Genomic DNA, 20484 nt, shown 5'->3' on the forward strand with positions numbered 1-20484 from the left:
CCTGTTACACCTCCGGTATAATCTTTTCCGGTCACATTTACACCGGTGTAAACATTTTTAACCTGACCCCCGTTCTTTCCGGAGAGGCCTCCCACATAATGATAATGGCCTGTGATCGTACCGCTTTCTACTCCTACATTTTCCACTTCGCCCTGTATGGACCCTGCCAATGCCCCCACATACTTATATCCCGTGATATCCACATCCGTTAATACGAGGTCTTTTATAAGTCCATCATTGCTTAATAGACTGAACAACCCAATATATTCTTCCGTTTCCCGATTGATCGTCAAACCACTGATGGTATGACCGTTACCATCCAGCGTTCCGGAAAAAGATTCTATCGGCTGCCAGTTACCGGCAGCGCTTAAATCGATATCAGCCGTTAATTTAAAATCACCAGAAGGGTTAGCACGCAGCTCATTGTGTAACTCCATAGCCGAACTAATCTCTGTAACATCTGCCGCTTCAGCAGTAGACACCTGTAGAGTCTCCTGCAATCCCTTCAATGGATTCGCCATAGCATTAAATGGTACATCCTGATCCTGGCCAAGATTCACATCCTCTGATAGTTGCATCGCAGCCGGTACTACCATGGTGGTTGCCAATGTGGCTGCAGAATATTTCAACCACCTATATTGACGATGCCGACTTTTTCTAACTTCTTTCATTCCTTTCATTCCTTTCATTCCTTCCTTGTAAAAATGTGTGAATAAAAATACCCGCGAAGCATAAAAAACCCCGGCATTCCATATACAGTGATCCATCTCAAAAGACGGAATCACTCCATATAAAACGCCGAGGTCTTCGGTAGTTTTTATTCATTTGTATAAACAAATCTTTATAATACACATTTTATTATACATATTGTTAAATAGCAATGGTGGATCCTTCTTCTTAGTTTTATTCTCACACTATCTACTTTACAGCCAACACTCCTAAAAAACCTTCTGTTGCTTTCTACCCTCATTAATTACTACCCTTAAATTCCAGACAAAATAAAATACTACAACCTTGAAACTATAATTTTCTATACAATTGTATGTTTTTGGCAAAAATACCACCCTTTTATGATACAATGGTCTTAATTAATATTGCTGTAAAATAGGTGATGAATAGGAGTGGTGAAGGTGAATAAACAACGAAAACAGATCCTTAAATTTTCTATTATAAGTTTATTCTTATGTGGTATTCTTTCAGCGTGTGGTGCAGGACCAGCCGTTGATGGATCAGAAAAACAGTCAGAAGATAATGCACAACAATCTACCAATGAGAATAATGAAAGTTCAGAGAACGATGATAAGGAAGAAATAACTATTGAAATGGATGAGTTTTCTTATTCAGAAGAAGATGACAATTATCACATTGAAGGAACAACAAATTTACCGAATGACGCGATTCTATGGGTTGTATTACAGTCACAAATAGAAAAAGAATCATATGCTTATAATGACACAACGGTCGATGATGGCCATTTTGTGATAAATATAAGTGATTCATTCAATACTTTAGTAAATGGAGAATATATTGTCACTGCTAGGTTTGGCGGAGAAGAATTAGGTCTTGACGGTAATGAAGAAATTAAAAATGCCTATGGTGATTTTGAAGAGTTTAAGAAAAATTATAAAGTAGATGGAAAATTGATAGAAACAGAAAATGGGTACAGGGCTTATAACATTGTACTTGGAGAGCAGGAATTAACAGAAGAATATACGGTAGAAGAGTATGAGGAAGAAAAATTAGCAGAAAAGAAAGCAAACGCCAAAGAAATAGATTATGGCCAATTGTCTAAGAATCCTGAGAGATATTCAGGTGACTTTGTAAAATTTGAGGGAAGAATTTTACAGATACAAGAAAATAATAGTACAGGAAGTACAACAATGCGTGTAGCAGTAACAAAAGATGAATTTGGATATAATCAGGATGATGTCATTTGGGTAGAATATGATGATTTTACTAAGTTTGTAGAAGGTCATACGATTGCGTTTTATGGTGAGGTTGTGGGTTCAAAAACTTATACATCACAAGCAGACTTTCAGATTACTGTTCCAGAAGTAAAAGCAGAAGATATTGAAGAAATTATAGGGTGGAATTAGATGAAGATGTAAGTCGTCATTATTAGTTAAGCCTTCATGTCAGCAATATGACGGACATGAAGGCTCGATTTCCTTACACTTCGATATCGAATATTCGTCTCAACTGGTTTACATGATATTGCATTCCAAGTTGATCGATATTCAACTCCAGGATACTATTTCGATCATTCAATTGGATATGATAATACGGTACCTGATTATTGATCAAATTCCGTTCAACTTTTGCAACGTTCTGCTCCGACACCGGACACCGTCCGTCTTCTAACAGCAATTGTAATGTACGAAAAAAACCTTTTGGCATTGAGATAAACCCCTTTCTTTTTAGATACTAAAATACCGCTCCACATTCGATTTCGCTGCATGAGTAAATAAGGAATGCGTGAATGGAACATCGTCATACGTGACCAACAGATGCGCGTTGGGAAATTCGTGATACAGACTATCCAGAAGTTCCGCTAACGCTTCATGTTCTTCTTTTTCGTAATAATGCCGGTATAACGTTTTTCCTTTCCCCACATAAGGTGGATCCAGGAACAAAGTAGCTGCCGGTAGCCAATACTCTTCTTCAATGAAAGAGAATGCATCCTCATTGCTGATGGTTATAAGATGCCGCAGTTCGTGGATCGTTCGAATGCGTTGCACTAGATCTTTGGGGTTCCACCGAGATAACAATTTTTCAAGACTCCCATGCTTTCCACCGAGAGGATTCGCGTAATAAATCCCGGAATAAGCGAGGCGATTACATACGAGCATGAACCAGGCTGCATCCAACCGGGAAACATTATCATATTCCTTCTTTACGACATCCCTGGCTTCTTCAAAATCCTCATGGGACAAGGACCAGAACCTAATCCGATTGATCAACGGTTCCGGATCCTCAAAAATGGTGGAAAACAGCGCATAAATGCCATAGTCCACATCATTGAGATGGGCTGCACGGAATAAACCAGCCTGCACATACGCTAATTCCAGGCTGGCTCCCCCGCAGTACGGGCTTACCAAAACCTCGGTGTAGTCCGGATGAATATATGGATAGAGATTATTTATGACTTTGGATTTCCCTCCAGGATAGCGAAGAGGACTTAGTCGTTTCTTGAAGACATACTGTTTCGGATTCGCTACTTGATGATTGGAGGATGCTTTTTCTTCCAGCACAAGATGAAAGGAGCGCTGTTGTTGTTCCACCTTCTCATTCCAAAAGACAAAACGATCGCAACTGTCACACCAATATCCCCGCTCGTTTTGGTCCAAGTGCTCCATATCGTTTTCGTCATATGGTTCACCGCAAAAAGGGCAGAACCAGGTTTGATCGTCTTCCATTGCTATCACCTTTTTCCATGTCCTTATTTTTATTTAAAAGAACACGTACCGCGCCTGAATAAGAGGCAGATCGGTACGTGTCTTCGTTTCGCTTCCATTACCAGGCCGCTTGGAGCGGTTTTTTCGTTAATGCTTCTTTCACGCTTTGGGCAATTGCTTTTCCCAAGGAAACGGGAACCGCGTTAGCAATTTGCTGTTGCATCGCATTCAGGGTGCCTTTGAATGTAAATTGATCCGGTACATCAAACAATCTAGCGCACTCCCGTACTGTCAGAATCCTATCCTTTTCAGGATGAAGGATATGAGCCTTACGTGGATGAACAATCGACGGAGCCGGCGCTGTCTTCCTCAACCGTTTATAGAACGTGGAGTGTGTTCCATTGGGACGAATAGATGCTGGTATATCCATCACATTACCGCCCTCCGGAACGTGTTTGTACCGCTCCAACGTTTCCCCTCCTGTCGTCGTCACATCCGTTTGATTGGGAATGTCGGTATGAAGCCCCTGAAAGGCTTCCTGAACCGTCTTTTTCGGGCTGTTGTAAGGAATAGGGAGCGGGATCTTTCCCACTTTGCTACCAATGACAAACGCTCGTTTACGGTACTGGGGAGAGCCAAACGTGGAGGCTTCCAAGACACCGGATGTGATTTCAAATTCCGCTAAAGCGGCTTCGATTTCCATTAAAAACTGGCCATCTCCCGCTGTAAGAAGCTGTGGCACGTTTTCCAGTACAAATACTTTACATTGTTTATTGGCCTTCACACTCTCGATAAAGTGCCGTACCAGCTTATTATTAGGGTTATCCAGGAAGTGGCTGTGGCGGTTGCTGTTGGAGAAACCTTGGCAAGGACTGCCCCCGAAACAAACATCCGCTTGCGGCATCCCGGCCGGATCGAAACGAATAATATCCTGATGCTGCAACAAATGCGGAAAATTGGCCACATAAGTCTGAGTAGCATGCCGGTCTCGTTCGATGGCAGCCACAATATGAAAATGTTCTGCCCAGGCAATATCAAACACACCGGCGCCACTAAACAAGCTGACTGCCGACAGCACTTCATCAACGGGACCTAAAACCTCATTAGGGTATCCCGGTATATTCCAGGATGGGTTCTCACGTACCACTGCAGCCAGCGCATCACGAGTGAAAGTGATCTGGCCAGTCGTTACCGGTTCGTTTTCCCGGGGGGTCTCCTGGTGACCCGTTACGGTGATATGATCGTCAAAGATTTCGATCGTTAAGTAATCCGCTCCCTGTAAGGCAGACAGAGCTTCTTTCTTACGAATATCAATGACGGATTTCACCTTCTCTTGATACCAACGTTTTGACACGGTATTGTTGCTGTCTGATGCCGGATGAATCATAATACTTTGCGACTGAGGATCCACCGTGTACTGGTACGATACCCCTGGTTTAAAGGCTGTCTGCATCAATTCCTGATCCTGCAGGTAAATACCCCTCTTGGATACTTTTGCTTTTCGTTCTTTGATTAAAGCCATATAATTTGATCTCCTTTACTTAGTTTTTGAACATAAAAAACGTACCGAACGCACATATGCCATGTGATTCGATACGTTTTGAGGATTACTTTTTTATATTTTTGGGAGAGTTTCTCTTTAACGTCGGTAAGACACTGGACCTCTAAACTTTTCTTCAAACGTTTCCGCCTTTTTGAACACAGCACCGTCTTTTTCCATTTCCCGCACTACATCATAAAGGGATATATCGGATTCTTGATGGTTTTTTGAATCAAGCGTTTCCTGTTTTATTTCTACTTGTTGTTGGTGCTTATTTGTAAATAATTTCCTGAATAACTTAAGGAACATGTTGAACAGCTCCTTCCTTTTCCTTTATTGTATCAAATCTTCGCCTTTTTCATCCACTAAGTTATTAAAAGCAGTCATGATCTTAGAGATGTGTTTCTTTCTTTGTGAGACCTCCATATGCTTAATGGCCTCAGACAAAGTGACAAGCACCATATATGGTTTATTTGGCACTTTAAAGGAAATATAGATCCTTCCATTTTTTGAGGATGATGTTTTGTTCCAAAACACGTATTGATCCCTTTGTAATATCTCTGCGTTCAAAACAGCACGGAATAAGCCATTGTTTTCATTTTCTACAACAGCAGAGGGCACATCTATATCGGGTCTAAAATGAAAATGAACAAATGTGTCCTCTCCCGATTGATCACTCATCCTTTTATTAATGAATTCAGCTAGAAATAAAACAAGTGAATAATAATTCGTTGCCTTTCCCAATTTTCCATCCTGTATGCAGATTTTCACTTTTTCTACATTCTCTCTGTATAGTTCCAACAGTTCTTTATATTTCACTACACCATTATAGATTTCCAGCAGATTTGTAAACGTCGCTGCATCAAGTTCATATACATGTTGCTCTATGGTTTTGATATTTTCTCTTGCGGCATACGCCCCGTTAACATGTCGAATGAATATTTCCCCTTGTGTTGGTACATACTCATAACGGTATACTTGTGTTCCAATCACATAGGAAGAATGCAACTCTTTTGTTTTCTTCTCCAGTATTTTATGAGGGTCCTTTTTTGATTTCTTTTCCTTTTTTATGGCTAATCTAGGGTAAACAAACACAGCCAATACAATGCCAAGACAAACAACGCCACCAGCATCTTTGAGAGAAACCTCTTTCTCAGGTATCCGGGAAAAGATATTTTCCGCTATCCAGTACCCTAAATATCCGTAGAACAATAGAGAATAGGTACCGATAACTATAACGCTACCCATTGCTTTCCCTACATCTTTGCAAAATTTTATCATGGATTACCTCCTTTTCCCTAAAAGATCAGGGTGACTGCTTGTCCACCCTGATATCTTATACTTTAGATAACATCAATGAATTCCCATAAGGATGTTCGAGCTTGAATCAGTAGCGGCGGTTTCGTGAACAACCGACCGTGAGTATCGACTTTCAGCAGCACATACTCACTGTCTGTATCATCGGTCCAAAGAGCGGTAAAATACATCTCCCCGTTCTTTTCAATCAAGAACGAAACCTTATATAAGGTAGTAAGACACCGCAACCGATCCGCTACATTCTCTATTGTCCATTCCATTTTTGATTACTCCTTTACATCCTTTATTTCAGATTGAATATACCCCGGTCACTAAAAATACGGATCAGAGATTTTGGCCTGGTGGTGACAACCTTCTCCTCTTTCCCAGTCTTGTCGTTTATTTGCTGCTTTTCTTCTTTGACACGTTTGGTTACACCAACCAACAGATGATCGGCTCCCATTTGCTCCGGCAGCACACCGGATGCAATAGCGGTTGCAATATGAGCGGTTTTCAAAGGCATGGCAGGCGTTAACTGGACATTTTCATCCTGGTATTCCAGATCAGGCATGGCCCGTGCCAGTCTTTCTTCAATCTCCTGTCCTTCTTCCCCGGTCATCGTGGCTTGAATATCCTGGACCGTCACTTTATTGGAACGGAATGTCAGCAACGGAGCTGATGGTTCTTCCACGATATATTGCACTTCATGAGTATCATCCGTATCTAACGGCTTCACCGCGTGTTTACCTTTTTCTGCAGTGGTTTCAAGACGCGTCTTAATCATTTCTTGTCTCATCTGTTTGTCTTTAGTAATGATGCCGCCTTTTTGACGGGTTCCATACACAATGACCTGCTGATACTGATCGTAATTATCATCCGTAAAGCGGTAGACGCGAATATTGTCGAATCTTCGTGCCAATAAGTCCGCGCAATCTTTCAATACAGGCTGCGGAAGATTAAAAATGAACAATCCGTTTGCTCCCATCCGATCCATGGTGAGATCCCGAAGGAATGTTTTCTCCATCCGCTCCTGGTCATTGTCCTGAAACGGCGGGTTTAGGTATAGCAAACTGAACCCCCGCTCCGTGCTCACCATTTCTTCATACGAGCAATGCAGCAGATGGTCAATGCTGATATCCGCTTGTCGAGCTCTACTTTCTTCTATTTCGACACCGTAGGATGTAACGTCTGCTCCCTTTTGCTGTAAATGCTGTTGGATAAGCTCCATCGCTCGTCCTTCTCCAGCGCATGGATCCAAAACATTGACCGGTGTATCAGCCTCAGCGGTCACCCGTTTCAAAATCCACTGCATTTCTTTCTCCGGAGTCGGGTAAAATCCTAATTTCTGTTCACTAGCCATTCGTGCCATTATTGTCGTCCTCCTTTTATTTTTGGTTATAACAAACTTTCGCAGCTTCCATGAAAGCACCGCTAATCCCTCTACCTTGCGAGAAGCGTATCGGGATTTCCAACTCTTTGGCGAGGTGTTTTGCCATCCACATCGCCTTATGGGAACACGCCCCTATCAAAACGATTACACAATCGGAGTCGCTAATCATCCGGCGGTACTTCGGTTGTTTCGGTTTCAATGCATCGTCAAACCAAACATAAAAACCAGCTTTTTGCCCCATTTTTTGAATGGTTTCTTTCGAAGTGCCACCGATTATCGTCAGCGTATAATAGCTGCCGGCAGCCAGTTGTCGGTTCTGTTTCCACTCATTTTGTAGTACCTCATTCATGTCTCACCATTCCTTCATTGTGGCGGTTCCGGTACTTGCGGCAGGCAATATGCTTGCTGCTGTGTTCCACCGGATAACGGTAGGCACACGTCAGAATGCCGTTTTTAGTTATACAAAAAGCGCAGGACTGACATTTCGCCCTGGCGCCTCTTTTTCTCCCAAATGCTCTTACCATCGGGTTCCGATTGGCTTCACCCCAGTCGGATGAATGCAAAGGAAACATGATCATAACAGCACCTTTCTTTTTGGTTTCGTTTTTCTCTGACGAATCCGGATTTACTCGACCGGATTTAGTTCTTCAAACGTCTTTTTCAGATCTTGTTTTATGTCATATCGTCTTTTTTCGCCTTGATAAAGAACGTACTCGGGATCCAACTGAGACGAGTACATCGCCCCCGCATAGTTTAATATCTGATGTATGGTTTGTTCTTCTTGGCTTTCAGCCAGACACACCGCCTCAAAAAAGGTGGGCTTCAGTATTGCTAGATCAAGCATCGATATCGTCTCATGGTTAATCCATGGTGCATCTTTGTTATACTCTCTTATTCCTTTACACAACGCATGAAGCTCGAAATAACACTCCACTTGCTTTGGTGTCGTCAACATCAGAAGATCCCGGACGACCCTGTTTTTCGTAGCACGATCCAACTTCTTGAACACATCCATTTTGAAACCTGCAGCTTTGGGATTCTCTAAAAAGTGATCAAGGCCTAATTCCAAGGCAATCAAATCCAATCGCTGGCTGAATACTTCACTCAATGTAATAGGTGCATCAGGCGAAATATTATAATGCAACGAAAAGGTGGTACGCAGACTTAATAGATCATAGAAACAAGCTCCGTTTTCGAGAGCCTTGTAACAATCATCAGTAAACCACTGATCAATCTCACCTATGTCATGATAATCCCGATATTTTTCCCGTAAGGACACGAACTCTCCGTCATAATGGATATATCCTGCTTCCTGTAAGTGTGGAAGCATTGGAATAATGGACGGGGGGATTCGTTCATTTTCAATTTGGCCGTAGGCATTAACCCTTATAGATTTATCTTTACTTAGGCGCGGTGGGTTTCCCATCTGCTTAAAATAATGTTGTAGCTGCTGCAATGGTTGTGCCAGGTCTGCAGCTGTCACTTCTTCAAATGAAAATTCAAACAGCGATACACTCATAGCTGCTCTCCTTTCTTTTGGACATATCCCGTTTCATACAAAAAACGTACCAAGCCACTTGTAGTGGCGGATGTTGGTACGTTTTCCGACTTCGATGTAACTTGTTCATTTTTTTGAATTAATCTGCATATTTAAATATCTGATCGCACTCCATGCAAACATACAGACCGTCCCAGCCAGAATCAATAGTTGGTTCCACCAATGAACCATCTTCCAGGCAGGCAAAAAACCCCGATTGAAATGATGTGTTACCACAATCACATTCGATTTCTTCTTGATAAACGTAAATAATTTTAGGCATCTTACTTCCTCCATTTTAAATCATATAATCCATCCTGAACGTCGATACGTTTATTAATCAAACAATTCTATAACTTAATACACCATCAATATCGTCTAATCCGTCCATGACTTTCCAACCGTCCTGTTCGTCTATGGTAATTGTCTCTGTGGTACCATCTGTGTAAATTATTTCTATTAGCACTTTCATTACCTCTCTCTTTCAATAAGCAATTACGCTTGTTCTTCTTACCAAGAAATTTTTTTATTTACAATAGGCTATGATGTTAATGGCATACCGGTAATTACAACGCTACTTCCCTCATGGACATGGGCAAAGGCTTTTTCACTGTTGGTGGTAACCATTATTATTTCTTGTGTCTCTCGTTTTTGAATCACAAACGCAACCTCTGTATCAGATCCTCCCCCATTAGCAACTTTTTGATAAAACGAATCAATATTGTCGATCATCGTGCCAAGGTCCGTCGAATCCTTGCTTTCATCTTTCAGTATTGTCTCTTCAAGTTCGAGCCATTTCTTTTCCAACAGATGATCCATCCCTTCATTGTTGGCCGTGTACATCATGGCCAGAAAAGCATGTTTTACATCTGATTGTTCCATTTTTGATTCCTCCTATGTGGTTAAAATTATTTATATAAACACACAAAAAAGGCGTACCGAACCCACTGGTCATCAGTGTTTTCGATACGCCTTATGCGTGTATATATCTCATTTCATACTTTCTTTTGAAACCTTTACTCATTGTCTCTAGGCCGGAATGGTAGAGTGTATGAGTCCAAAAACAACACGACAAGGATTGCTGTCCACCGGCAAAAATGGGTGGTCTGCAACTTCAGCAACAACATAAAATCTTACATCTTCATTTTACCACAATAAGACATAAAAAAATAGGATGAATCAGGCCATTAACCCGATCCATCCCCTGTTAACTTTAGATGGAAAACGCCTTATTCAACACCTCTTCATCCATGAAATCCGCAGCGTGTACTACACTGTCAGAGAAAGGGCGCACATGCTGATCGGATACGCGTTCCCCGATCAGTACCGACATAACATTACACGAGTAGTCTTTCCGCATTTTCCACACGGATTGATAATCATGCTCCTTCTTCATATCAGAAGGTGCGCCGTCTGTTACAAAGAGGATATCCGCTTTTTTCCATTCCTTTTTCCCTTTTAGCAGCTTTTCTACTTCTTGGAACGGAGGATGGTACTGGGTTCCACCGTTTAAAAAGTCTGAAGCCATGTCTTTGAACTGTTGGCTGGTCATCTTCCCTCGAAAAAAGGTTCTCGTATATGCTGTCGTAGAGAAAGGAATCAGCGCAAAATCCCGCTTCTCTTTCTTGGCCACCATCATCATAGCCAACGTAAAACCCTTGGCCATCGTATCCATGTGTGTCATGGAACCTGATTGGTCCAAGCAAAGAATAACCGGCCCCTTCCCCATATTCTCCTTCCCTTCCTGCTGAAGCATCATCGTTTCCTGCTCAGCATAACGACGGAGAAAGTCTTTTTTGGTAGACGTTTTAGAAAAATACGCTAACTCCTGCGGCAGCAATCGTTCCACATCAGAACCTACTGTTACGCCATTCCGCTCAACCGAATCATGCGTTTTTTTCTTGTGTTTCTCTTTTGCTATTTTCCTAAAAGTTCCGGCCCAATCCGCAATATCTCGAAAGTTCACGGAGGAACGGACCGCCTCGGCCAATTGGAACTTTTCATCCAAAGGTACTTTTTTGTGGTCTGCCACTCCGGTGCCTCCAATCAGTTGATTTACTTTTTTCGTATGATCCGCAGCCATTTGACTTTGTTGTGCAAGAGCGCTTTCAAGCTCTTTTCCTGGATCCGTGTGTAAATCGTTCTCTATGATGGTGGCTGCTTCCTTTTGGGCCTCTTCTTCTTCCTGTTGCAGCTGCTCCGCTTTGAATTGAGCTTCCTGGCTGTTCTCATAGTACCCATCCTGTTCCAATTGTTTTGCCATATCCGCTTGAACTTCCGCTTCCTCCGCTTTCTCTTTCGCTACTTGAAGTTTATCCTGAAGTGCCTTATTTTCTTCTTTTCGTGTTTCCACCCATTCTTCAATTTTCTCACTATATGTTATCGTGGCTAGTCCACAGGCAAAGGAATCCCCCTGATTCAGTTGATGATATTTCTGATAATCGCGTGTATCCATCATTTTCCGAAGAATGCTTTGATTCATTTGAAAAGCAGCCGGTACGTCTTCTTTCAGTACCAGTTTCACTTTATAAAAGGCGCTATATATATCACTCAATAATGGGAAATAATGTGGCTCATCCTTGTTTTGCTCTACCATCTTTTGCAAGTTTTTCGATTTTTCAAATAGTGATAAAAACTGCCGGCGGTCATACCTATCACTATTGATCACGGTTTGATGCTTATATAAACGATATTTCGACATACTAGTACCTTCTTTCTCTGAGTATTCCACCTGATAATAGAAAATCTAGCCGGAGAAGCGGCTAGATTATTTGGTTTCGACTTCCCCAATGAAGATAAACTCCATTTAAACAGGGGTATCTAAGAACGTTTTGGATATTTCATGGCGATACGCCATTACTTTTTCTTCCAATTCCAAAATTTCATCTTTCCGATCGGGATTATCATTTCGAAGGTCAACCAGGTTTATGACAATTGATTTAAACTTGTTAAACCCTTCCGTGGCCGCATCAGTGGTTTGTTCTTGTTTCAGGTATTCCCAAACCTCCATTGCCTCTTTTCGGTACTGCTCCACTTCATCCTTTACGTCATCTCTGGCATGTTCTTCAACAATCTGCCAAACTTGATTCCTTTCTTCGATATCTTCCCATAAGGCATTTTTGAGTATCAGCAGGTCTTCTTCCTTCACCGCATCTCGCTCATCGAGCATGGCTTTTGCTTTTAACACCATAAGCGATTGTTTGAAGCGGCGATCTGACGGATAAAAACCTTCCTGCTGCAACTCCACCCGAATATCATTCATTTTGCTATAAACTTGATCCGGAATATGAATGGTGTCACACTGCATCCCCATAATCTGCAACTCAGGTAACGTAATCGTAGTCCGGCTTGAAGAGTTATGTTCCTGTTTTAGCATCGAAATAAAACTAGCATCTTCCTGGATGTACGGAATTTCAAACCGAAGTAAAAATCGGTCAAACAGGGCTTCCAGCCCTTCTTCTTCCGGATATTCGTTGCTGGCTCCAATCATCGTCATGAGGTTCGCTTGTTCCATCCCGCCGTTGTTGTAAAAGACACGTTCATTTATTAATGTCAGCAGTGCATTCAATATCGCGCTATTGGCCTTGAAAATTTCATCCAAGAAAGCAACATGAGCGGTCGGTAATTTATTTTCGGTATTTCGTTTGTATACCCCCTGTTCTAATTCTTTGAGACTGACGGGGCCAAATAACTCCTCCGGCGTGGAAAATCGGGTAAGCAGCCACTGAAAATACTCCATGCCTTCTATTCGTGAGACAACTTCAGCTATTAGCGCACTTTTCCCCGTTCCAGGTGGACCTATTAAAAGGCAATGCTGTCCGGAGATCAATGATGTGAATAGTGCTTCCAAAATATCGTCCCGCTCCATATGTTCCTGGCTGATTTCATGCTTTATTTGTTTGATTTTTTGAACACTCATTGTTCCTCTTCCTTTCTTTTGTTTTTAATTGAAAAATGGATGTTTTGAGCGTCTCTCGTCTCTATTGGAATAGCCCAAAGCCCTCCATTTTCCTTCCGTGCTGCTGTAGCGATAGATAGATCCATACCTTCCATGATCAGACCATACAAATAACAAAACAGGCCCGACTGTCTTCTCAAAGTGCGTAGATATATCATCGACCGATAGAAAAAAGTTGTCAGGAAAATACTTTTGTTTCCACGAATCAAGGATAACTGTTGTCAGCTCTCTCTCCGAATTATCTTCTTCGTTTTTATAAAAGATCACTCCATCGATAATGTCATCATGTATGGTTGAAGGTACTTGTGGTTTCATCTCTGTTCACCTCGTTTGTAAGTTGATATCGACGTCCAGCGATGAAATTGCCGTTCGTCATTTTTTTGTTCCATTCCATTTTTGATTCCTCCTGTGCCTTCACGGTGACATTTCTTTCTAGCGGTTGATGAACATGAAGCATTCCTCCTTTTTGTGATGATGTCAAACGCAAAAAAAGACGCACCCAAACGATGAATACACGTTTTGGATACGTCTTTATCACGTTTCTATATGATGAACGAAAGGTACACCTTTCGCTACAACCTGCTTTGATCGTTCTTCCTCTTCTCACCAGGTCTGCTTTCTTCCAGCCATCAAAAGGGGAAGTCTGCAAACATAAATAACCAACTGTTCAATCTACGTCCTTCAGCTCCTACAGGAAGGTTCTAGATATAACATACGTAAAATAACTACATTTTTTATTATACGATACGTATAAATCATCTGTACACCTTTTCCATGAAAATTCGCTTCAGCTCTGCTTATTTTTATATTCTTTAGTATTACCCCAGATCTGTTTAGAGTTTCATCATTTAAAGTTCATCAAGCAAAAGCAAAAGAACAAGTTTTAGATATCAAGCAGGGCTGTGGGTCTGCTTTTTTGTTTTTTATTATTTTGTATTGATTTTGTATTGACATTATAAATACAAAAGTGTAGAATGAACTTAACAAATCAACGAAAGGAGATATTAAAAATGAAAAAAATCATGAAACGGGCTTGGGAGATTGCATACGAAGGGGTTAAGAAATTCGGCGGATAGGTAAAAGAATACTTTGCAGAAGCTCTCAAGCTCGGCTGGGAGGAGGTGCAAAACGTGAATCTCCCGACTTTAAAAGGAAGTGAAAAGCAGGTTAAATGGGCTGAACAAATTCGGGCTAACACGGTGAAAGCATGGGAAGCGTTTGAAGGTCTTGCTCCCGTTAAAAACGCAGAGAAATTTGAACTGACAAAGCAGTCTGTTAGAGAGTATTTAAAAGATGAGAACGCTGCTTTTTTCATCGACAATCACAAAAACGCTTCAAAATCTGTACAACAAGCATTGCTCGAATTTCAAGATTTAAGAGAAATTCTTGAAAGTGGGTATGGAGTACAACGCTGTAACATGAAAGTTGCTCACGAATTGTTTGGTGTAGAAGCATAATAAAAAAAGGAGAAATTGAAATGAAAGCTATAAATAATGTAAGAGTATTTGAAAAGGATTGGGGCCGTGAGGTTTATGTAGATAGTGCTAAAGAGGCTGTGCAGTATCTGGAGAAGAAGGGGGAACAGGCAGCAGTTGAGGCAATTAATCGACATCTTGAAACTGTACGAACCGGCGCTATTAAAGAGTATATTATAAGTGAAGATAAGCAGGGCGATACGTTTGAAGTTGGTTCAAGCATGGTTGAAGCATTTAGCTACACTACTATATACAAAAAGTAATCGGAGGCACAGCCATGGAAAATGTATATTTACAAGTCAGAATAGATAAAGATTTAAAAGAGCGATTCAGCGCTGCGGCAAAGAAAAACGGGACAGATGCTTCCGCTTTGGTTCGCAGCTGGGTAACAGAGTATGTGAGAGAAATGGAATTAAATGACGTGGACCGAACGGAGCAGATCAATAATTTATACGATGCCGGATACAAACTCAAAAAAGCTATCGATAATAAAAACAAGGTCAAAAAAGAAGCGTGGGAATTAAATAATTTAACGTCTTCTAATCTCAGTAAGTTCATGGAAAAGGTGATGACGCTGTACACACAGTATGAAGTGTCAATGCCGCAAGAGATTTTAGAAGCTAGGCAACACTCAGAATTAGCGCAAGCGCTTGTCATGGGGATGCTCGGAGAAGAACGGACATGAAAAAAGCCGGGTCTCAGCCCGGCTCCCACTACGTTCAGATAAACTTTTTCAAATAGACTATAACTAACTTTATATCCCGCAAGTTCAATTAATAATCAGATTATAACACAAATGAGATCAAGGGCTAAACCGTTTCTCCATTGCATCCTCAATTCTCGGCGCTGCCCGTAGGGTTTCTGAAAGTATTAAACTTCTCCGATATCAATATTGATTCCAGCTCTGTGTTGTGAGCGTACTTGATCTTGTTGCTGGACCGTTTCATGATTTAGCTCCCAACGATGTGCCGCCTCTGACGTATTCATAAATTTGTCAATTTCCTTTCGTTCCAGCCATCCCCGTATCTTTTCTACGTTGACTTTCCTATCTATCTGCAGCACTGATACATCCCATTTTTTGGTCGATTATTATCAATTTTTAAACAACATTAAAATGCTGATGATAAATCCTATAAGACTAAAAATAATAAAAGATGTTACATGCACAATTTTTAAAGATAATTCAATAATAGCTATATCCATATTAAAATTCCACCTTTCATAAAATAAAAAAACATTCTAATCCATTGGGTTAGAATGTGCTGTTTGTAAGGTAGAATATCGGAAGGGAAATTAGCTTCTGTTTCCGCCACACAAACCATACACAAAGTTAACCCAATTTGGATTAAAAAGTGTAGGCAGGTCTCCTGACTTGTGTTTGTCTACTCTGAGAACAAAACTCATTTCGTCTACACTTACAGTGGCGGAACCGTTTTGGATTTTCACCAAATTCCCTAATTAAGCTATATCAAATCTTGATTATTGATTAGCACCTAACAGTTTCATTTCATGGTATTGTACACTTTTCTACAAAGAAAGTCAAGGTTTTCATCTATTTTCGTCAGAGGAAATAAGTACTTGATAATTCCTTCTAATATGCGGAAATGCAGCAGAAAGAGGATGCGGTGGCAGCCGAAGAACAGCAGCTTCTCGATGACCAGCAGAAACGAGAGGCATTGCACCACTGGCTGGTCGATGAAGCGTTGTCCCTGCTTCAGAAAGACAGGGATCCGGAAGCGGTGTATGTGACCGATGAGGACAATGATATTTGGGACAGAAACGCATTGAAGGTGATCGGCCGCCATATGCCACTACGTTGATTGATGCTGCCCATATCGTGCTGTATGGCACATTGGAGAAATGGTCAGCTGCTGAGGCCGAAGAATTGCGTTTGCAACAGCAGACCGTTCCTTTGTTCGAAGATTCGGTTCAAGAATGAATCAGATGAAAGGGGAATGGATTGATTCACTCCCCTTTTTACATTTCGATTTTAAATGGAGGAAAATGTTATGACGTTTGAATTTGACCTAATCGATCATTTCTTGTACACCGCAACTGGCCTCACTCTAGGAAGCCTTTTCATTACCGCAACTATTGCTTTTTCGTTTATTCTTCAAAGTGTCTTGGCCATCAGAATGTCGGTTTGTTTTTCCTGGCCCATATAAAAGGAGTGCTCGCCGGTTTTAACAAATCCCAACTTTTGATAAAAAGCTAGAGCCTGTTCATTTTTCTCCCACACGCCCAACCAAATGCTTGTTTTATGATGCTCCAAGGCCATATCTACAGCCTTTTGGAACAGTTCTTTGCCAAGTCCTAGTTGGTGAAACGGCTTTTTGATATAAATTCGTTCAATTTCGAGTGCTTGAGTACCCATTGGTTCGGATTGAGCCTCCTCCATATTCACTTTTAGGTATCCAGCAAGCGCCTGATGCCAATAAATAAAAAAGAAATAGGACGAAGGGGTGGAGAGTTCTTTCTCGAGTTGATCCAGGGCGAACGCTTGGTTGATATAGTTCTCCAATTGCTCAGGAGAGTTTTGATCTTCAAAGGTCTCTCGGAAGGTGTCCCGGCTGATCGCTTGAAGATCATGGAGATCCTCGAGTACGCACATGGTAATGGTTACGTTCATTTGTATCTGCAGCTCCTTTGTACGTTATAATTACGAATGACATGTCTTCCCGAAGTTTTCGGGCTACAACCAATGGAAAAAGCATATAGTCATCGCTTTGGAAGCATTCTTAATTTCCTATGGGGCGCCTGCATAGGCCCATGACTTGGCCCCTCCGGTTTAATTCCTCTTTGATGTTTTGAATAGCAGCGCCCCCATTGTAAACGTTCTCCAGCACCTTGGTGATACTCTCAGGTAGCCATTCTTGTCCCGGGCTATCGAAATTTGAATGCTGAAGCGTTTGAAACCAATGCAGGACATCAGCAGGCGCTAGATTTCCCGCGATAGAAGAAAGACGGTCAAAACCCATTTCTACTTTGGAAGCAAGGCCCTGCTCGCCGCCGGCGTACAACAAAAGTTCTGGCGAAGATGCCTTGAGGGATTGAATCGTGTACCTATCTTTCGCTCCCGCCTCTTTCAGCCCAATGATATTTTGATGGGCGTGAAAGAGTTCATGAACACTCTCTGTACTTAAGTCAAAGCCTGTGCGGGGAGGATTGTTATAGAGAATCGTCGGTTTATCAGCCAGCAGCGTGATCGCTTTGGTATAACCAATGGCTTCTCTCTGCGATGGCTGAATATAGGGAGGATAGCCAATCATGATGCCGGCGATCGAAGTCGTATGGACCATCTCTGCTAATGCTTCTGCTTCTTGTTGGCGAGTAGAAGAAATGCCAAAAATAATTTCCATCTTCTGCGTTAACTCTGTTTCCTTGTTTATCGCATGCATAAGTTGTTCTTTCTCTTGAAAAGTAAGGCTGTGCTGCTCTCCGGTGGTGCCACAGACAAGAACAGAATTGACCCCTTGTTCGTATAAAGAGGTTATATGTTTTAAGGTGTCTTCCACATTTAATGACTCGTCTGGATGAAAGGCGGTGGGGACCGCGACGTGAAAAGGTTCCAACAACATTCTCTTTCTTCCTCCTTTGGCAATATAATAGCCCATATTCAAACCCCCGTATGGCTATATTATTCTATTTTTTAGCAAAAATCCTGCTCGCGGCAAAAAAACCAGCAGCAAAAATACTGAGTACCCCCATAGTGAGAAAGGCAGCATTTATTCCATCATAAAGGTTGTTTTGATTGTTAGCCGATAAAGTCACCACAGTGGTCAGTGAAGCTACTCCAACTGCCATGGCAAACTGGCGCAGAGCATTGAGCACGGCAGTGCCATGGGGCATGATGGATGATGGTAATGCGTTCATAGCGGATGCTACTTGAGGCATCATGGTGATGCTGATACTCAACATAAAAATGCCAAAAGTAATAATAACGATTAACGAAGGCGTATCGGGCTGAAATAAGCAAAACACCGCTAAAGAAAGGATTAGGAACACAAAACCAATACTGATAATCACTCGGCCGCCGTACCGATCAAATAAAACGCCACTGATCCAGGAAAATACCGCAAGGACAATGGTCCCCGGCATTAAAATCATTCCAGAGACAAACGCTGAAGACCCTTGGACATTTTGAGCGAAAAGCGGAATAAGGGTTTCCATGGATAATAAAAGCAGGGAAACTATCAGCACAGATAACGTGGCTAGGCAAAAAACTGGATATGAAAACACACGTATATTCAACAAAGGGATTTGAAGCTGCGTTTGCCGGTAGCTAAACCAAGTAAACGCCAACATACTGATAACAAAGGCTGCTATCACGCGCAGATCCAGAATAGAATACGTACTGATGGTGCTAACCCCTAAGAGTAAAGTGATAAAGCCGAGACTGGATAAGAAAAAAGAAAACGTATCAAACTGGGCTGGTTTGGAGGGGGTGATGTTACGGACATACATATAGGTGAGCACATATAATAATATGATGGGGAGTAACGTCAACCAAAATAAGTATCTCCAATGGAACACATCCACAATCAATCCTGCTATTGCCGGCCCTACAGCCGGAGCCACGTTCATAATCAGCCCTAATACGCCCATAGCCCGGCCACGTTGGTCTGAAGGATACACCAACAGAAGCACCGTTTGAGCCAGAGGAAGCATGATTCCTGCTCCTAACGCCTGTATCACTCGTGCAACTATGAGAGCAGGAAAAGAAGGAGCGATAACGCCGAAGACTGTGCCGATAAGAAAGCAAGTGATCGACACAAAAGCAAGACCTCTCAAGGTAAAGCGATCAACCAAATACCCATTAATGGGAATCATTACAGCGGTTGTTAAGAGGAATGCAGTAGTTAACCCCTGCACTTCTGCTGCGTTCACCTGAAATTCCTCCATAATGGTAGGGAAGGCTGTGATCAACAAAAATTGGTTGAGTAGCAAGAAAAAGTTCGTACTAACGATCACCCACAGTGTTAGCTTGTCGTTGTTCATACAATCCCTCGCATTGACAGTAGCAAGTATGTTCCTGCTAATGATTTATGTTGAATAGTCAGTTTTCTTATTCTAAACTAGCATGACACTATACGATCCTATGGAGAATAAACTCCACAAAGAATCGTATTATTTTGCTTCAGTAATAATCAACATGGTTAGAAGAAAAAGCTTAGATATTAACTTTCCCACTTAGAGTGCAACACACATGAACAGAAGTTCGCATGCTGGTAGTGGGGATCGAAGTGGCTGATGACGTCGGCTTTGATATTACCGAAAGTAGTTTCAGGCTTGTGCCTTAAGCCTTCATAAAATGCTTCCAAAATGTTACGTTTAAAATTTTTCCTCGGAAATTTTGTCGTAATCACTTTCCGTACGTCTTCACTAAATTGATCGAAATTATCGCCCATGACATCCATTCCAACTCCATGATAAAGGAGAGCAACATTGCTTTCTTTGTATTCAGCCACACCTATCGTCGTATGAAGAGCAATTGAATCCCATACGAGTTGAGTTTTTTCGTTATTTAAATTATACGCAGATAAAAACTCTCTGGCAGCGTTTGCTCCATCAACTTCAAAGCGTTTATTTGGACTACTATAAGTTGGTGTTAATCCTAAATCGTGGAATAAAGCACTTACATATAACAACTCGTAATCAAAAGGGACATCATCCTGCAGGCCTTTAATGGCTCCAAATAGATATACTCTGTTTGAATGATTCCATATCAATTCATTACCGTAATCATGAACAATATCTTGAGCATCTTGCACCATTTTACTATCGGGTATGGTAATTTCGTTCAGATTTTTTATCATCGTTATCCCTCCCAAAAATATAATAACTGTTCAGGTGGTCTTAATCCATCTATGATACAATAGTTTAAAACTATGAA

Annotated in this window: 26 protein-coding genes and 1 riboswitch; of the genes, 5 read left to right on the forward strand and 21 right to left on the reverse strand. The window is 41.5% G+C overall.

Annotated elements, in window-relative coordinates:
- Positions 1-680: ZmpA/ZmpB/ZmpC family metallo-endopeptidase-related protein (locus G475_RS24970; protein ID WP_267880105.1), on the reverse strand; the 680-nt coding region annotated here is incomplete at its 3' end.
- Between the two features lie 450 nt (positions 681-1130).
- On the opposite strand from G475_RS24970, the gene G475_RS0112565 reads away from it, so the two are divergent.
- Entirely contained in the window at positions 1131-2096 is a 966-nt protein-coding gene (locus G475_RS0112565; protein ID WP_026701600.1) for a hypothetical protein, read from the forward strand.
- A 73-nt stretch (positions 2097-2169) separates the two neighbouring features.
- Here G475_RS0112565 and G475_RS0112570 read toward each other — a convergent pair whose 3' ends face one another.
- From G475_RS0112570 to G475_RS27220, 15 genes are all read right to left on the reverse strand, one after another.
- Positions 2170-2397, reverse strand: a complete 228-nt coding sequence (locus tag G475_RS0112570; protein ID WP_026701601.1) for a hypothetical protein — start codon at positions 2395-2397, stop codon at positions 2170-2172.
- A 20-nt stretch (positions 2398-2417) separates the two neighbouring features.
- Entirely contained in the window at positions 2418-3416 is a 999-nt protein-coding gene (locus G475_RS0112575) for a DNA adenine methylase (RefSeq protein ID WP_051302482.1), read from the reverse strand.
- A gap of 97 nt (positions 3417-3513) precedes the next feature.
- A complete protein-coding gene (locus G475_RS0112580) occupies positions 3514-4917 on the reverse strand; it encodes a DNA cytosine methyltransferase (protein ID WP_026701603.1) in 1404 nt (467 codons plus the stop codon).
- 117 nt (positions 4918-5034) lie between these two features.
- Positions 5035-5244, reverse strand: coding sequence for a hypothetical protein (locus G475_RS0112585; RefSeq protein ID WP_026701604.1), 210 nt, complete (start codon positions 5242-5244; stop codon positions 5035-5037).
- 24 nt (positions 5245-5268) lie between these two features.
- The gene (locus G475_RS0112590; RefSeq protein WP_026701605.1) at positions 5269-6216 is read right to left on the reverse strand and encodes a hypothetical protein; all 948 of its coding nucleotides are present in this window, start codon (positions 6214-6216) and stop codon (positions 5269-5271) included.
- A gap of 62 nt (positions 6217-6278) precedes the next feature.
- Positions 6279-6512, reverse strand: coding sequence for a hypothetical protein (locus G475_RS0112595; protein WP_026701606.1), 234 nt, complete (start codon positions 6510-6512; stop codon positions 6279-6281).
- Between the two features lie 23 nt (positions 6513-6535).
- Positions 6536-7660 carry a DUF6094 domain-containing protein gene (locus tag G475_RS0112600; RefSeq protein ID WP_407636205.1) on the reverse strand — a complete coding sequence of 375 codons (1125 nt, stop codon included), beginning with the start codon at positions 7658-7660 and terminating at the stop codon, positions 6536-6538.
- Positions 7617-7970, reverse strand: coding sequence for a DUF2325 domain-containing protein (locus G475_RS0112605; RefSeq protein ID WP_026701608.1), 354 nt, complete (start codon positions 7968-7970; stop codon positions 7617-7619). The genes G475_RS0112600 and G475_RS0112605 overlap by 44 nt, the downstream gene beginning before the upstream one ends.
- Positions 7963-8193 (reverse strand): hypothetical protein, encoded by a 231-nt coding sequence (locus G475_RS0112610; RefSeq protein ID WP_156911687.1) that lies wholly within the window; start codon positions 8191-8193, stop codon positions 7963-7965. Before G475_RS0112610 ends, G475_RS0112605 begins: the two co-directional genes overlap by 8 nt.
- A gap of 53 nt (positions 8194-8246) precedes the next feature.
- Positions 8247-9140, reverse strand: a complete 894-nt coding sequence (locus G475_RS0112615; protein WP_026701610.1) for a hypothetical protein — start codon at positions 9138-9140, stop codon at positions 8247-8249.
- Positions 9141-9258: 118 nt separating this feature from the next.
- Positions 9259-9441, reverse strand: coding sequence for a hypothetical protein (locus tag G475_RS0112620; protein ID WP_026701611.1), 183 nt, complete (start codon positions 9439-9441; stop codon positions 9259-9261).
- A gap of 257 nt (positions 9442-9698) precedes the next feature.
- A complete protein-coding gene (locus tag G475_RS0112630) occupies positions 9699-10040 on the reverse strand; it encodes a hypothetical protein (protein ID WP_026701612.1) in 342 nt (113 codons plus the stop codon).
- Positions 10041-10371: 331 nt separating this feature from the next.
- The gene (locus G475_RS26375; protein ID WP_026701613.1) at positions 10372-11859 is read right to left on the reverse strand and encodes a vWA domain-containing protein; all 1488 of its coding nucleotides are present in this window, start codon (positions 11857-11859) and stop codon (positions 10372-10374) included.
- 105 nt (positions 11860-11964) lie between these two features.
- A complete protein-coding gene (locus tag G475_RS24980; RefSeq protein WP_035711149.1) occupies positions 11965-13077 on the reverse strand; it encodes an AAA family ATPase in 1113 nt (370 codons plus the stop codon).
- Between the two features lie 24 nt (positions 13078-13101).
- Positions 13102-13431 (reverse strand): hypothetical protein, encoded by a 330-nt coding sequence (locus G475_RS27220; RefSeq protein ID WP_156911689.1) that lies wholly within the window; start codon positions 13429-13431, stop codon positions 13102-13104.
- Positions 13432-14246: 815 nt separating this feature from the next.
- On the opposite strand from G475_RS27220, the gene G475_RS24985 reads away from it, so the two are divergent.
- The 3 genes from G475_RS24985 to G475_RS0112665 are packed head-to-tail and all read left to right on the forward strand — an operon-like array spanning position 14247 to position 15276.
- Positions 14247-14573, forward strand: coding sequence for a hypothetical protein (locus G475_RS24985; RefSeq protein WP_051302484.1), 327 nt, complete (start codon positions 14247-14249; stop codon positions 14571-14573).
- Between the two features lie 20 nt (positions 14574-14593).
- Positions 14594-14854 (forward strand): hypothetical protein, encoded by a 261-nt coding sequence (locus tag G475_RS0112660; protein ID WP_026701614.1) that lies wholly within the window; start codon positions 14594-14596, stop codon positions 14852-14854.
- A 14-nt stretch (positions 14855-14868) separates the two neighbouring features.
- On the forward strand, positions 14869-15276 hold the full coding sequence (locus tag G475_RS0112665; RefSeq protein ID WP_026701615.1) for a hypothetical protein: 408 nt from the start codon (positions 14869-14871) through the stop codon (positions 15274-15276).
- A 185-nt stretch (positions 15277-15461) separates the two neighbouring features.
- Here G475_RS0112665 and G475_RS0112670 read toward each other — a convergent pair whose 3' ends face one another.
- Positions 15462-15653: a hypothetical protein gene (locus tag G475_RS0112670; protein WP_026701616.1), complete on the reverse strand. Its 192-nt coding sequence runs from the start codon at positions 15651-15653 to the stop codon at positions 15462-15464.
- Between the two features lie 278 nt (positions 15654-15931).
- A riboswitch (cobalamin riboswitch) is annotated at positions 15932-16103 on the reverse strand.
- 92 nt (positions 16104-16195) lie between these two features.
- Between G475_RS0112670 and G475_RS0112680 the strand changes: the two genes are divergently transcribed.
- A complete protein-coding gene (locus tag G475_RS0112680; RefSeq protein ID WP_026701617.1) occupies positions 16196-16411 on the forward strand; it encodes a hypothetical protein in 216 nt (71 codons plus the stop codon).
- A gap of 293 nt (positions 16412-16704) precedes the next feature.
- On the opposite strand, the gene G475_RS0112690 is transcribed toward G475_RS0112680, so the two are convergent.
- The 4 genes from G475_RS0112690 to G475_RS0112705 all read right to left on the reverse strand — a co-directional run bounded on the left by G475_RS0112690 (position 16705) and on the right by G475_RS0112705 (position 20407).
- Positions 16705-17220, reverse strand: coding sequence for a GNAT family N-acetyltransferase (locus tag G475_RS0112690; protein WP_026701618.1), 516 nt, complete (start codon positions 17218-17220; stop codon positions 16705-16707).
- Positions 17221-17329: 109 nt separating this feature from the next.
- Entirely contained in the window at positions 17330-18169 is an 840-nt protein-coding gene (locus tag G475_RS0112695) for a dihydrodipicolinate synthase family protein (protein ID WP_026701619.1), read from the reverse strand.
- A 64-nt stretch (positions 18170-18233) separates the two neighbouring features.
- Positions 18234-19589, reverse strand: a complete 1356-nt coding sequence (locus G475_RS0112700) for a DHA2 family efflux MFS transporter permease subunit (RefSeq protein WP_026701620.1) — start codon at positions 19587-19589, stop codon at positions 18234-18236.
- Between the two features lie 179 nt (positions 19590-19768).
- Positions 19769-20407, reverse strand: coding sequence for an HD domain-containing protein (locus G475_RS0112705; protein WP_026701621.1), 639 nt, complete (start codon positions 20405-20407; stop codon positions 19769-19771).
- Positions 20408-20484 lie beyond the last annotated feature (77 nt).

This window comes from Salibacterium aidingense DSM 18341, assembly GCF_000429685.1.
Taxonomy (GTDB): domain Bacteria; phylum Bacillota; class Bacilli; order Bacillales; family Marinococcaceae; genus Salibacterium; species Salibacterium aidingense.

Bases quoted from the DNA above. Each gene is read 5' to 3' on its own strand.
- G475_RS0112570 (WP_026701601.1), bottom strand. From the start codon at position 2,397: ATGCCAAAAGGTTTTTTTCGTACATTACAATTGCTGTTAGAAGACGGA.
- G475_RS0112575 (WP_051302482.1), bottom strand. From the start codon at position 3,416: ATGGAAGACGATCAAACCTGGTTCTGCCCTTTTTGCGGTGAACCATAT.
- G475_RS0112580 (WP_026701603.1), bottom strand. From the start codon at position 4,917: ATGGCTTTAATCAAAGAACGAAAAGCAAAAGTATCCAAGAGGGGTATT.
- G475_RS0112585 (WP_026701604.1), bottom strand. From the start codon at position 5,244: ATGTTCCTTAAGTTATTCAGGAAATTATTTACAAATAAGCACCAACAA.
- G475_RS0112590 (WP_026701605.1), bottom strand. From the start codon at position 6,216: ATGATAAAATTTTGCAAAGATGTAGGGAAAGCAATGGGTAGCGTTATA.
- G475_RS0112595 (WP_026701606.1), bottom strand. From the start codon at position 6,512: ATGGAATGGACAATAGAGAATGTAGCGGATCGGTTGCGGTGTCTTACT.
- G475_RS0112605 (WP_026701608.1), bottom strand. From the start codon at position 7,970: ATGAATGAGGTACTACAAAATGAGTGGAAACAGAACCGACAACTGGCT.
- G475_RS0112610 (WP_156911687.1), bottom strand. From the start codon at position 8,193: ATGTTTCCTTTGCATTCATCCGACTGGGGTGAAGCCAATCGGAACCCG.
- G475_RS0112615 (WP_026701610.1), bottom strand. From the start codon at position 9,140: ATGAGTGTATCGCTGTTTGAATTTTCATTTGAAGAAGTGACAGCTGCA.
- G475_RS0112620 (WP_026701611.1), bottom strand. From the start codon at position 9,441: ATGCCTAAAATTATTTACGTTTATCAAGAAGAAATCGAATGTGATTGT.
- G475_RS0112630 (WP_026701612.1), bottom strand. From the start codon at position 10,040: ATGGAACAATCAGATGTAAAACATGCTTTTCTGGCCATGATGTACACG.
- G475_RS26375 (WP_026701613.1), bottom strand. From the start codon at position 11,859: ATGTCGAAATATCGTTTATATAAGCATCAAACCGTGATCAATAGTGAT.
- G475_RS24980 (WP_035711149.1), bottom strand. From the start codon at position 13,077: ATGAGTGTTCAAAAAATCAAACAAATAAAGCATGAAATCAGCCAGGAA.
- G475_RS27220 (WP_156911689.1), bottom strand. From the start codon at position 13,431: ATGAAACCACAAGTACCTTCAACCATACATGATGACATTATCGATGGA.
- G475_RS0112660 (WP_026701614.1), top strand. From the start codon at position 14,594: ATGAAAGCTATAAATAATGTAAGAGTATTTGAAAAGGATTGGGGCCGT.
- G475_RS0112665 (WP_026701615.1), top strand. From the start codon at position 14,869: ATGGAAAATGTATATTTACAAGTCAGAATAGATAAAGATTTAAAAGAG.
- G475_RS0112680 (WP_026701617.1), top strand. From the start codon at position 16,196: ATGCAGCAGAAAGAGGATGCGGTGGCAGCCGAAGAACAGCAGCTTCTC.
- G475_RS0112690 (WP_026701618.1), bottom strand. From the start codon at position 17,220: ATGAACGTAACCATTACCATGTGCGTACTCGAGGATCTCCATGATCTT.
- G475_RS0112695 (WP_026701619.1), bottom strand. From the start codon at position 18,169: ATGTTGTTGGAACCTTTTCACGTCGCGGTCCCCACCGCCTTTCATCCA.
- G475_RS0112700 (WP_026701620.1), bottom strand. From the start codon at position 19,589: ATGAACAACGACAAGCTAACACTGTGGGTGATCGTTAGTACGAACTTT.
- G475_RS0112705 (WP_026701621.1), bottom strand. From the start codon at position 20,407: ATGATAAAAAATCTGAACGAAATTACCATACCCGATAGTAAAATGGTG.